The organism is Hartmannibacter diazotrophicus (assembly GCF_900231165.1).
GTDB classification, from domain to species: Bacteria; Pseudomonadota; Alphaproteobacteria; order Rhizobiales; family Pleomorphomonadaceae; genus Hartmannibacter; species Hartmannibacter diazotrophicus.
Genome location: NZ_LT960614.1, coordinates 1 through 12,417, shown reverse-complemented (window position 1 = coordinate 12,417; position 12,417 = coordinate 1). Strand labels below are relative to the sequence as shown.

Here is a 12,417-nt window from a genome sequence, read left to right as displayed (position 1 = left end):
GAGATGAGAGACTTTTTCCGGCCCGGCCGCGACACGACGCTGGCAACCGAGGCGATGATCGCGACCTCGCATCCGCTTTCGACCTCCGCCGGACTGGAAATTCTCGCGCTCGGCGGCAATGCGGTCGACGCCGCCATCGCCGCCGTCGCCGTGCAATGCGTCGTCGACCCGCTGATGACGGGCATCGGCGGCGACTGCTTTCTGCTCTACAAGGCGGCGAACGGTCCGGTGAAGGCCCTCAACGGCTCGGGACGCGCACCCGCCGCTGCAAGTGTCGAAAAGCTTCGCTCTCTCGGCCTTTCCGAGATCGGCGAGACGAGCGCCCATGCCGTGACGGTGCCCGGCGCGATCGCCGCCTGGTGCAAGCTGCACGACGAACACGGGTCCCTGCCGCTGGACCGCCTGTTCGCCCGCGCCATCGCCTACGCGGAAGACGGCTACCCGGTCACACCCCGCGTTGCCTTCGACTGGGCCGACGATCAGGCCGTCGCCGCGGGGGACGAGCACGCCTCCGCGCTCTTCCTGCCCGCAGGCAAGCCCCCGCAGGCCGGTGACCGCCACGCGCAGCCGGCGCTTGGCGCGACCCTGCGCGCCATCGCGGCGGGTGGCTCCAAGGCCTTTTATGAAGGCCCCATCGCCGCGTCCATGGTCGCCTGCCTCAAGGGCCTCGGCGGTCTGCACGAGATGGAGGATTTCGAGAGCGCGGTCGACGGCGCCGACTGGGTGAACCCGATCTCCACGTCCTATCGCGGCTACGATGTCTTCGAATGCCCGCCGAACGGACAGGGCGTCGTCGCGCTGATGATGCTGAACATGCTGTCGGGCTTCGATCTCGGCGAGGACCTGTCGCCGGCGGCGCGCATCCACCTCCACGCGGAAGCGGCCAAGATTGCCTATCACCACCGCGACGCCCTGCTCGGCGACCCGGAGCATCTGTCGGTCGATCCGGCGCTGCTGCTCGGCGGCGACATCGCCCGCGAGCTTCGCGAGAGCATCAGCCTCGACAAGGCGATGGCGCCGAAGCTCTGGAGCGGCGCCGAGCACCGCGACACGGTCTATTTGTCGGTCGTCGACCGGGACGGCAACGCCATCTCGCTGATCAACTCCATCTTCCACAGTTTCGGATCGGGCCGGCTCGATCCGAAAACCGGCGTTCTCTTCCACAATCGCGGCTCGTCCTTCCGCCTCATCGACGGTCACCCCAACGCCATCGGTCCGCGCAAGCGGCCGATGCACACGATCATTCCCGGCATGCTGTGCAAGGACGGCGCGGCGGTGATGCCCTTCGGCGTCATGGGCGGGCACTATCAGGCGGCGGGCCATGCGGCCTTCCTGTCCGGCGTCCTCGACCGGGGCCTCGACATTCAGGCGGCGATCGATGCGCCGCGCAGCTTCGCCTTCGATGGGACCCTCAAGGTCGAGCCGACGATCGATCTGGATACGCGCAAGGCGCTGATCGCCCTCGGCCATACCGTGGTTGCCGCCGAAGACCCGATCGGCGGGGCGCAGGCGATCTGGATCGACCGGGAGAAGGGCCTGCTTCGCGGCGGCTCCGATCAGCGCAAGGACGGATCGGCGCTCGGCTTTTAGGCGCTGCGCGAGCCCTCGCCGCTTTCCCATTGCCCTGGCCCATTGACCTGGGCGGGAACCAACCCCGCCCCTGACCGTTCTGACTTCGTGCGGACCGCCTTGACGGCCGTGGCGTGCGTCATGGCGTGCCCGGCAGGCAAGCCGTTCTTCAGGGTCACAAATCCTTAGGCTCTTCACGGCACAATTGCGCCGCTTTGCCCAACCCAGTCCAAAACAGGCCTGCCCCATGAAGAAAAAACTGCTGTTGTGTGCGCTCAGCTTTCCCCTCCTTCTTGCTGCCTGCGTCGGCGTTCCGCCGCAGTTGCCGCCGTCCTCCTCGCGCCTTCCGGCCGTGGAGAACCAGAAGAAGGACATCGGCATCTGGCGCAACAAGGGGCTGATTTCCTATGAGGAGGCCGCACGCCGCCAGTATGCGATCGAGCGGTCGAGCTATGCCCTGCGCGACAGCGAGGTGCACTTCTGGAATGAAGCGATCAAGAACGCCAAGCTGGTCGACGCGCATCTCATCACGCCGAACGAGTATTTCCGGCGCGTGAAGCGCGACTACGCCCGCGACGTCGGCCGGTAAAGCCGACAGTTAGCCGGCTACTCATTTGGAGTATCATGCGGTCTCGCAAAGGCGCATGAACGCATGATCGCCCGGTTTCAGCACTGTGGAATGGTTTGAAAGGCAGGGTGGCCGTCATCGGCCGCCCGTTACGGTCTTCCAGGCTTTGCCCGTCGCAGGAAGACATAGAGGGCGCCCGCGCCACCGTGGCTGACATGCGCTTCCTCGTAGCCGTGCACGATGCGGCGCAGATCCGGCAGGGCCAGCCATTGCGGCACCACGCGGCGCAGAACGCCGCGTTCCGGCAGATGCAGGCCCGTGAAGCCGTGATACGGCGTTCCGCCCTTGCCAGTGATCACCAGCACGACCTTGAGGCCCCTCGCCTGCGCCGTGTGCAGGAAGCCGACGAGGCGATGATGCGCGTCGGCCTGGGTGAGCCCGTGAAGATCGATGCGAGCCTCGATCAGCTGCGGATCACGGACAAGCTTCTGGCGGGTCTTGCGGGCCACCGGCTGCAGCGGCGGCAGGGCCGGTTTGACGGCGGGTTTTTGCGGCGTTGGCGGCTTCGGGCTTGAGCCGGCGGTCGAACTCTTGAGCCTGTCCCGGCCTGCGGCAGCCGATTCCGGCGCATCCTCGACGGGCACCGGCGGCGGTTCCGGCTGGCGGGCCTCGGGATGCATCGGCTTGACGGTCTGCTTGACAGCCGTCCAGAGCCGCTGCTCCTCCTCCGAAAGGCCGCGACGCCGCCTGTCACGTGCCACGGCGGCCAGCCCCCTCGACTGCATCCCGCGGGACGAGCACCGTGAAATCGGCCGCATGGCGCACCGGCGCCGCCTGCCGCCAGGCGGCCTCGCCGGTTCCGAAGAAGATATCGCCGCGCGCCGGGCCAACGATGGCCGAGCCGGTGTCCTGGGCGATCATGAGACGCTCGACCGCCGTTCCCCGCGAAATCCCGTCGAGGGGAATATCCAGCGACAGCCAGATCGGCATGTGGAAGGTCATCAGGTTGCGGTCGACCGCCAGCGACCGGCCGGGCGTCAGCTGGACGCCGGCGGCGGCAACGGGTCCGAGGTCCGGATCGGTCGTTGCGATCTCGGCAAAGAAGATGAAGGACCGATTGCGGGCCAGAACCTCGGGCACGTCTTCCGGATGCGTGTCGAGCCAGTGCCGCAGGACATCGGCGGTGACCTCGTGCGGCTGGAACAACCCGCGCTCGATCAGCACCTTGCCGACGGGAAAATAGGGATGGCCGGTCTTGCCGGCAAAGCCGACGCGCATCGAGCCGCCTTCGGCAAGCCTGATGCGGGCGGAGCCCTGCACATGGATGAAGAAGGCCTCGACGAGGCTTTTCACATAGACGAGTTCCAGCCCCCTGCCATCGAGCGCGCCGGCCTGAATGGCGCCGCGATCGGGCATCTCGGCAAGGCCGTCCGGCGTTGCCAGCGCCCAGGTGACGTCCTTCGGGACAGAACCGCGATCGGCGCCTGAGGGAATTTCGGCAAGGCCTATCGGCCTGGCGTAGAGCGGCGTTGGAAATCGCTCCGAGCGATGGCGCGAGCCTTCCACCTCCGGCTCGAAATAACCGGTGACGAAGCCGCCGCCCTCGGCCGGCCGGATGCGATGCGGCACGAACCAGTGCTCGAAGAAGCGCCGCGCCGTATCGGCGTCGGTTCCACTGCCCTGGCGCAGGGCGGCTTCGGCGGGGCCGACCAGCGCATCGCCGGAGAGGCCGAGCCCCTTAGTCGAAGGAGGAGAGGCGAGGATTTTTTCCGCGCTCAGGCGGAAAGCCGAAAAGGCCGCGCCGTGATCGTCGCCCGCCCAGCCTTCAAGGTCCGAAAAGCCGATCGGCTTCAGACGGGCGGACGGGTGGGACGAGGTCATCGGCTGTTGCCTCCGTCAGGCGGCGTCAGCCGTCGGCTTCCGTGGCAACCAGCTTCCAGTTCGGGTCGCGCGCGCGGACCGGGCGGGCAAAGGTCCAGATGTCGGTGACTTCGGCCACCTTGGTGGGCTCGCCGTCGATCAGCGTTCCGTTGGCGTCATAGGTGGCGGAGATGAGCTGGCTGACGAAGCGCACGGTCACCTGGGCGTCGCCGTCCTTCAGCATCGCCTCGATGATTTCCGCCTTGTCGACGCCGACGAAGGTGAAGTCCATCTTCTGGCCCTGCTTCTCGCGCTCGCCGATGGCGCTTGCAAAACTCGTGAAGACCTCGGTGGACAGCAGCGACTTCAGTTCGCCGCGGTCGCCCTTGGCATAGGCCGTCACGATCATCTCGTAGGCCGCCTTCGCACCTTCGAGGAAATAGTCCGGATCGAAGCTGCTGTCGGCGGAGAGGATGGTCTTGAGCGCGTCGTTGAGCGCCGTGCCCTCGGGCGCGACCGCATCGATATGCTGGTTCGCCTCGGCGGGCACATCGCCCTCGCGGCGACGCGCACTCGGCAGCGTCACGACATTGTCGTTGTTGCTGGCCACCTGCTCGTCGCGTTTGGAATAGGGGTCCACCGGCGGACGCTCGTTGCCGGTGCGGCTGCCCAGCACTGAACGCAGACGCCAGAAAACCGCAACGGCGATTACCAGGAAGATGAGGCTGGTCAGGTCCATAAATCCGTTCATCGAGCGCGCATGTCTAATTTCGTTGAGGGCATTGGGATCATGCCGATACCCTCCTATGTAAGAAAGGTCTACCCGCGATCCAATCGCCCGTCACGAAATTCGTTGACGCAGCGCCGGAGGAACGAGCTGCCGGCGAGGTTTCCGGCGATTGCAGCGGTATCGTAACACGTTCGGGAAGAACGTGTTGAAGGCTTCAGGCCCCGTTCACCGCCTCTTAACCAAGAGAGCAGGAAGACCAGCGTCCAGGAAAGCGTTCCAAGGAAAAAGGCCACGGCATGCCACTTTTGTTTCTTTTGCCCGTTTTCGTTCTGCTGCTGCCGGCAATCGAGATCGCGGTCTTCATCATCGTCGGCGCGAAGATCGGCGTCCTGGCAACGCTGGGGCTGGTGGCGGCCGGCATCCTCATCGGCGGTGCGCTGCTGCGCTCGCAGGGGATCCGGGTCCTCACGCGTTTGCGCTCGGAAATGGATGCCGGACGCATTCCGGGCACCGAACTCGTGGAGGGCGCCCTGCTCGCCGTCGCGGCGCTGATGGTGCTGACGCCCGGCTTTGTGACCTCGGGCCTCGGCTTCCTGCTTCTCGTGCCGCCGATCCGCCACGCCATCGCCTCGACCATCCAGAGCCGGATGACCGTGACCGTTGCAACGCGCGGCACGACGGGCGGCGGCTTCCGGCGCCGCGACGGTGTGGTCGACCTCGATCCGGAAGACTATTCCAGCCACGAAGGCCATCCCCCCCGTCCGGGCACCTTACCGCGCCCGGGAGACTGAGCGGCCTGCATCCTCAAACGTCGAGGTTCGCCACCGAGAGCGCGTTGGTCTGGATGAACTCGCGGCGCGGTTCCACCTCGTCGCCCATCAGGCGCATGAAGATGTCGTCGGCCTCCATCGCCTCGGAGACCTTCACCTGCAGCAGCGAGCGGATGGAGGGATCGAGCGTCGTTTCCCAGAGCTGCTCGGCGTTCATCTCGCCAAGGCCCTTGTAGCGCTGCATGGTAATGCCCTTGCGGCCAAGGGCGAAGATCGCATCCAGCAGCGCGCTGGGGCCGCGCACCGGCATTTCCTGCTCGCGCCGGCGCAGCATCGCCGCCTTGCCGTAAATCTCCTGCAGATGCTGGGAATGACCGTCGAGCTTGCGGGCATCGGCCGACGAAAGCAGCGCGTGGTCGACGCCGGTCGCCTCCCTCACGCCGCGGACGGTGCGCTCGAACAGCAGCGAACCGTCCTCGCGCGCCTCGCCGGTCCAGCCACGCTCGTATTCCTCGGCCAGGATATCCAGCCGGCGGGCGACATAGGCCGCCGCGACGAGCGCCTTTTCGTGATCGGAGAGAATTTCGGCGTTGAGCGCCCCGGCGATTGCGGCCTGCTCGACGACACCGCGATCGTAGCGCGTGTGAAGCCCTTCCAGGATCGCACGAATCTGCCGCGCCCGATTGATGATGGCGCGCAGGTCCTCGCCGGCACGGACCTCGCCGCTGGCGAGCGTCAGGCTGGCATCCTCAAGGCCCTGATCGATCAGGAAGTCCTCGAAGGCACGCTCGTCCTTCAGATAGGTCTCCGACTTGCCCCGGGTGACCTTGTAGAGCGGCGGCTGGGCAATGTAGATGTGGCCGCGCTCGATCAGTTCCGGCATCTGGCGGAAGAAGAAGGTGAGCAGCAGGGTGCGGATGTGGGCGCCGTCGACGTCGGCGTCCGTCATGATGATGATCTTGTGGTAGCGCAGCTTGTCGGCGTTGAACTCGTCCGGGCCGATGGAGGTGCCAAGCGCCGTGATCAGCGTGCCGATCATGTCGGAGGAGAGCATCTTGTCGAAGCGCGCACGCTCGACATTCAGGATCTTGCCGCGCAACGGCAGGATCGCCTGGTTGGCGCGGTTGCGCCCGCTCTTGGCCGATCCGCCGGCCGAGTCACCCTCGACGATGAAGATTTCGGACTTTGACGGGTCACGCTCCTGACAGTCGGCGAGCTTGCCCGGCAGGGAGGCGACGTCGAGCGCGCCCTTGCGCCGGGTCAGTTCGCGGGCCTTGCGCGCCGCCTCGCGGGCTGCGGCCGCCTCGCAGACCTTGGAGACGATGACCTTGGCCTCGGCGGGATGCTCCTCGAACCAGGTGGCGAAAGCTTCGTTGAGGGCGCCCTCGACCACAGGCCGCACCTCGGAGGAGACGAGCTTGTCCTTGGTCTGGGACGAGAATTTCGGGTCCGGCACCTTCACGGAGAGGACGCAGGTCAGCCCCTCGCGGCAGTCGTCGCCGGTGAGCGAGACCTTCTCGCGCTTGGCGATGCCGCTCGATTCCGCATAGGACGTCACCTGCCGGGTCAGCGCCCCGCGAAAGCCGGCCAGATGGGTGCCGCCGTCGCGCTGGGGAATGTTGTTGGTGAAGCAGAGCACATGCTCGTGGTAGCTGTCGTTCCACCACAGCGCCGCCTCGACCGTCACGCCGTCGCGCTCGGTGGAGGTGGTGATCGGCGCGGCGATGAGCGGCTTCTTGGAGCGGTCGAGATAGCGCACGAAGGCTTCCAGACCGCCCTCGTAGTGCAGTTCATCCACCCTCGGCTCGACGCCGCGCAAATCGGACAGGATGATCCTGACGCCGGAATTCAGGAAGGCGAGTTCGCGCAGGCGCCGCTCCAGCGTCGCATAGTCGAACTCGATCATGGTGAAGGTCTCGGGGCTCGGCATGAAGGTCACTTCCGTGCCCTTGCGCCCGTCCGCCGGACCGACGATCTTCAGCGGCGCTTCCGGATCGCCATGGCGAAAGCGCATGCGATGCTCGTTGCCGGCCCGCCAGATGCGCAGGTCCAGCCAGGTGGACAGCGCATTCACGACCGAGACGCCGACGCCATGGAGACCGCCGGAGACCTTGTAGGAATTCTGGTCGAACTTACCGCCGGCGTGGAGCTGGGTCATGATGACCTCGGCCGCCGAAACGCCTTCGCCCGAGTGAATGTCGGTCGGAATGCCACGTCCGTTGTCGGACACCGTAACGGAGCCCTCGGCGTTCAGCGTGACGCGCACTTCGGTGGCGTGGCCGGCCAGCGCCTCGTCGATGGCGTTGTCCACGACCTCATAGACCATGTGGTGCAGGCCGGATCCGTCGTCGGTGTCGCCGATATACATGCCCGGCCGCTTGCGCACGGCATCGAGCCCCTTGAGCACCTTGATCGACTCCGCGCCATATTCGGGCGTGACGGCTTCAACAGCTTCAGACATGAAATTCCTTGAGGGTCATTTTGAACGCCATGTTCAAACACTGTCATAGAGAGCCCGGAGGGCGTCGGCAACCGAGCCACCAAACAGTTGAAATAGCAGACGATTATGGCGCGAGCGCGATGCAGTTTTTTGCCGGCTTGACACAAATGCCACGTGATTCGCGAAGAGACGCGACCATGGCGCCGAGCCGCCCGATCGACAGGCGGCGACTTCCTGCCAAAATCCGTTGCTTTTCAGCATCCTAGATATGGTGCCGGACACGCGGCACGGCAATACCTACAGAGGTCGCGGCAGCGGAGCACCGTCCGTCCCGAAGCCGAAGAACGGCCGGCGGCGATGAAAATCGCCTTCCGCGAGGGCAACGCGCTCTCCCACGCCCCGAAAATCCGGCCTCATCCACAGAAAAGACGCCGAAAACGGCTCAGCCGGCCGAGAAATGGGCTCAGGCGTCAAGCGAACGCAATGTCCCGTCGACCGCCTCAATCACCTGGCGGCCGGAAAAGGCCTCGAACATGACCGGGTCGGTGCCGGTCAGAAAGGCATGGGTGCCGATCTCGTCGATGAGACCGGCCAGCGCTTCGCGGCGGCCGGGATCGAGATGCGCCGTAATCTCGTCGAGCAGAAGCAGAGGCGTCATGCGGGCCAGTTCCGTCACCAGCCGGGCATGAGCGAGGACGAGGCCAATCAGGAGCGCCTTCTGCTCGCCCGTGGAGGAGAGCGCGGCCGGCATGGCCTTGGCAAGATAGGTGACGGCGAGATCGGACCGGTGCGGCCCGACAAGCGTGCGGCCGGCCGCACGATCGCGGCTGCGGGCGGCGGCAAGGTCGCGCAGGTACCAGTCCTCCACCTCGCTGGCGCTTGCCTTGGCAAGGGCTGCTTCCAGATCGCCCTCCAGCGTCAGGCCGGCACGAGGGAAGGCCTCGCCCGCCGGTCCCGTCTCATCGGCAAGGCGCGCCAGACAGGCGACGGTCTCGCCGCGTGCCGCCGCCACCGCGACGCCGAGTTCGGCGATCTGCGCCTCGGTCGCGTCGAGCCAGGCCGGATCGGTGCGATGATCCTCCAGCAGCCGGTTGCGGCCCGTCAGCGCCTGCTCGAAGGCGGCGACGCGGCGTCCATGCGCCGGATCGACGGAGAGAACCAGCCGGTCGAGGAAACGCCGGCGGTCGGAAGCCGGTCCGGTGAAGAGGCCGTCCATCGCCGGCGTCAGCCACATCACGCGCAGATGGTCGGAGAGGATATCGGTGCCCTTTTGCGGCGTGCCGTCGATCCGCACCTGCCTTGTCGCCTCGCCGGCGACGAGACCGGTGCCGATGCGGGCAGGCCCGACGGCGCCCTCGACATCGGTCGCGACCGCCCAACCGCCCGCCCCGCCGATGCGCGCGACATCGCCGAGCCGCGCCCGGCGCAATCCTCGGCCGGGCGAGAGATAGGAAATCGCTTCCAGGAGGTTGGTCTTGCCGGCGCCGTTGGGCCCCACAAGCACGACCGCGTTCGAGGCGACCTCGATGGCCGCACTCGCATAGTTGCGGAAATCGGCCACCTTGAGGGCGGTCAGGCGGACCGGGCAAATTCCGCCCGGCACCGCCAGTTCCGGAAAGGCATTGTCCTCAGGCATTCAGGTTCGCCGGGACGTCATGGGCTGCTTCAGAGCGGTCACACCCGCATCGGCATCAGCACATAGAGCGTGTCGGGATCATCGGACTCCTGGATCAGCGTCGGCGAACCGGGATCGGCGAGCTTGAAGACCGCCGTCTCGCTGGAAAGCTGCGAGGTGATGTCCAGCAGATAGCGTGCGTTGAAGCCGATATCGAGCGGATCGGCGTCATATTCGACGTGCACTTCCTCCGTCGCGCTGCCCGAATCCGGGTTGACGACGGTGAGCACCATCTTGCCTTCGGAAAGCGTCAGCTTCACCGCCCGGCCGCGCTCGGAGGAAATCGTCGAGACGCGGTCGACCGCATCGGCGAAATCGGCCTTCTCGACGCGCAGTTCCTTGTCGTTGCCCTGCGGGATGACGCGACCATAGTCCGGGAAGGTGCCGTCGATCAGCTTGGAGGTGAGGACGACATTGCCGACGGTGAGACGGATCTTGGTGGTCGAAAGCTCCACCGTCGCCTCGACTTCCGGCTCCTCCAGGAGCTTCTGGATTTCGCCGACGGTCTTGCGCGGCACGATGATGCCGGGCATGCCCGCCGCACCCTCGGGCGCGGGAATGTTGGTCTGGGCGAGGCGGTGGCCGTCGGTGGCGACGGCGCGGAACTTCATGCCCTCCGGCGTTTCCACGGTGTGGAAATAGATGCCGTTCAGATAGTAGCGGATTTCCTCGGTGGAGATCGCGAACTGGGTGCGGTCGATCAGCTTACGCAGGTCCTTCGACGGCAGCGTGAAGCGATGCGTGAACTCGCCGGCGGTGATGTCGGGAAAGTCGCTCTCCGGCAGCATCTGGAGCTGGAAGCGCGACCGGCCGGAAAGGATCGTCATCGCGGCGCCGTCGGGCGCGGTCTCGAGGCTGACCTGCGAGCCGTCGGGGAGCTTGCGGACGATGTCGTAGAACATGTGCGCCGGCACCGTCGTCGCGCCGGGCGTCTCGACCATCGCCGGGACCGTCTCAAGCGCATCGAGGTCCAGATCCGTCGCCTCGAGCTGGAGATCGCCGCCCTCGGCGCGAAGCAGCACGTTCGACAGGATCGGGATCGTATTGCGCCGTTCGACGACACGGTGAACGTGGTTGAGCGACTTCAACAGATGGGTCCGCTCCAGGGTCACACGCATTGCTTCTTATCCGTTCCGCTCGGCTTGGTCTTGTGACAAGGGCGCTTAACTTGCACCGGCGAGAATTGCAAGGGAAGGGCTAATCTCAAGGTCCATTTTGCCATTCCCCAGGCGCCTTTTTGCGCAAAAAGGAGCTTCCCCGCACCCGGGAAAGCTCCTTCAATCGTCCTACCGCAGGAAAAGCTCAGTTTTCCAGCATGCGGCGCAGGATCTCGATCTCCTGGGCGATGGTGTCGTCGTTCTGCACGATGTCCTCCACCTTGCGCACCGCATGGAGGACCGTCGTGTGATCGCGTCCGCCGAAACGGCGGCCGATTTCCGGCAGGGAGCGCGGCGTCATGGACTTGGCCAGATACATCGCGATCTGGCGCGGCCAGACGATGGAGCGGGTGCGCCGGCTCGACAGCAGATCCTGCTTGGAAACATTGAAGTGCTTGGAGACGATGCGCTGGATGTCCTCGATCTTCACCTTGCGGGTATCGGTGGCGCGCACGAGGTCGCGCAGGGTCGCCTCGGCCATCGCCAGCGAGATCGGAGCGCCCGTGAGCTGGTTGTGACCGACGAGCCGGGTGACCGCGCCCTCAAGGTCGCGTCCGGACGTGGTGACGTTGCGCACGATGAAGTCGACGACCTCCGCGGGCACCGTGAAATCGGGATGCTGCAGGCGCGCCACCTCGATGCGGCGATCGACGATCGCCCGGCGCAGGGCCTGATCCGGTTCGGAGATTTCCACCAGCAGGCCGCCGGCAAGCCGCGAACGGACGCGTTCATCCAGCGTTTCGAGCTCGATCGGCGGCCGGTCGGCGGCAACGACCACCTGACGCGAACCATCGATGAGCGAATTGACCGTATGGCAGAACTCCTGCTGGAGCTGCTTGCCGTGCAGGAACTGGACGTCGTCGATGAGGAGAACGTCGATGCCGCGCAGAGCGTCCTTGAAGGCGATGGCCGACTGCGACTGCAGCGCCTGGACGAAGCGATACATGAACTGCTCGGCGGTGAGGTAGAGCACCTTCACGTCGGGACGCTGGACCCGGATCTCGTTGGCGACCGCCTGAAGGAGATGGGTCTTGCCGAGGCCGACCGAGGCATGAATGAAGAGCGGATTGAAGCTGACGCCCGTGGCGCCGGGGCCGGCCGCGACCTGACGGGCGGCGGCAAGGGCGAAGCTGTTGGCACCGCCCTCGACGAAGCTTGCCAGCGTGAAGCGCGGATCGAGGGGCGAGCCCGCCTCCTCGACGAGTTGCGCACTGGCGCTGGAATGCTGGACGGCCTGCGGCGCGGCAGGACGGGGCATCGGTTGAACGACGTCACGAGCGGCCATGACGGGACGGGCGTTCTCGGGAGCTGCGGCATCCTTTGCTGCGGACCGGGCGACGACGTCGACCTTGCCGACGATCGGGGTGCGGACGACCACGTCGATCTTGCGCACCTGTCCGCTCTCGGACTTCCAGAGTTCGGCGAGCTTGTCGCGGTAGTAGGTGGAGATCCACGACTTCAGGAACCGGCTCGGCACCGAATGGGTCACGATGCCGTTTTCGATGGATTCCAGCTTCATGCCGGCAAACCAGCAGGAAAACACTTCGTCCCCGAGATCCGACAGAAGCCTCGCCCTGACGCAAGCCCAGGCGTCTTTCGCCTTGTTGCCTGCCGCAGCTTCCATCGATCGAAGTTCCCGCTCGCCCAT

Annotated in this window: 10 protein-coding genes; 3 read left to right on the top strand and 7 right to left on the bottom strand. The window is 66.0% G+C overall.

The annotated features are described in order from the left end of the window. Positions 1-3: 3 nt before the first annotated feature. Together ggt and HDIA_RS00045 are read left to right on the top strand one after the other, a co-directional pair. Entirely contained in the window at positions 4-1,590 is a 1,587-nt protein-coding gene (ggt, locus tag HDIA_RS00050; protein ID WP_099553224.1) for a gamma-glutamyltransferase, read from the top strand. 226 nt (positions 1,591-1,816) lie between these two features. After that, on the top strand, positions 1,817-2,158 hold the full coding sequence (locus tag HDIA_RS00045; protein ID WP_157775081.1) for a hypothetical protein: 342 nt from the start codon (positions 1,817-1,819) through the stop codon (positions 2,156-2,158). Positions 2,159-2,286: 128 nt separating this feature from the next. On the opposite strand, the gene HDIA_RS00040 is transcribed toward HDIA_RS00045, so the two are convergent. Genes HDIA_RS00040 through HDIA_RS00030 form a run of 3 tightly spaced genes read right to left on the bottom strand, consistent with a single transcriptional unit; the run spans position 2,287 to position 4,736 of the window. After that, positions 2,287-2,898: a Smr/MutS family protein gene (locus HDIA_RS00040; RefSeq protein ID WP_245884080.1), complete on the bottom strand. Its 612-nt coding sequence runs from the start codon at positions 2,896-2,898 to the stop codon at positions 2,287-2,289. Continuing rightward, positions 2,888-4,018 carry a murein transglycosylase A gene (gene mltA, locus HDIA_RS00035; protein ID WP_099553218.1) on the bottom strand — a complete coding sequence of 377 codons (1,131 nt, stop codon included), beginning with the start codon at positions 4,016-4,018 and terminating at the stop codon, positions 2,888-2,890. The genes HDIA_RS00040 and mltA overlap by 11 nt, the downstream gene beginning before the upstream one ends. Positions 4,019-4,043: 25 nt before the next feature. Continuing rightward, on the bottom strand, positions 4,044-4,736 hold the full coding sequence (locus HDIA_RS00030) for a Tim44/TimA family putative adaptor protein (RefSeq protein WP_245884077.1): 693 nt from the start codon (positions 4,734-4,736) through the stop codon (positions 4,044-4,046). Positions 4,737-5,023: 287 nt separating this feature from the next. On the opposite strand from HDIA_RS00030, the gene HDIA_RS00025 reads away from it, so the two are divergent. Then, a complete protein-coding gene (locus tag HDIA_RS00025; protein ID WP_099553214.1) occupies positions 5,024-5,518 on the top strand; it encodes an FxsA family protein in 495 nt (164 codons plus the stop codon). 13 nt (positions 5,519-5,531) lie between these two features. Here HDIA_RS00025 and gyrB read toward each other — a convergent pair whose 3' ends face one another. The 4 genes from gyrB to dnaA all read right to left on the bottom strand — a co-directional run bounded on the left by gyrB (position 5,532) and on the right by dnaA (position 12,393). Next, a complete protein-coding gene (gyrB, locus tag HDIA_RS00020) occupies positions 5,532-7,958 on the bottom strand; it encodes a DNA topoisomerase (ATP-hydrolyzing) subunit B (protein ID WP_099553212.1) in 2,427 nt (808 codons plus the stop codon). 442 nt (positions 7,959-8,400) lie between these two features. Continuing rightward, positions 8,401-9,573 carry a DNA replication/repair protein RecF gene (gene recF, locus HDIA_RS00015; protein ID WP_099553211.1) on the bottom strand — a complete coding sequence of 391 codons (1,173 nt, stop codon included), beginning with the start codon at positions 9,571-9,573 and terminating at the stop codon, positions 8,401-8,403. A gap of 38 nt (positions 9,574-9,611) precedes the next feature. After that, complete coding sequence (dnaN, locus tag HDIA_RS00010) at positions 9,612-10,730, bottom strand: DNA polymerase III subunit beta (RefSeq protein WP_099553208.1); 1,119 nt, start codon at positions 10,728-10,730, stop codon at positions 9,612-9,614. Between the two features lie 184 nt (positions 10,731-10,914). Continuing rightward, positions 10,915-12,393, bottom strand: a complete 1,479-nt coding sequence (gene dnaA, locus HDIA_RS00005) for a chromosomal replication initiator protein DnaA (RefSeq protein ID WP_099559148.1) — start codon at positions 12,391-12,393, stop codon at positions 10,915-10,917. Positions 12,394-12,417: the final 24 nt, after the last annotated feature.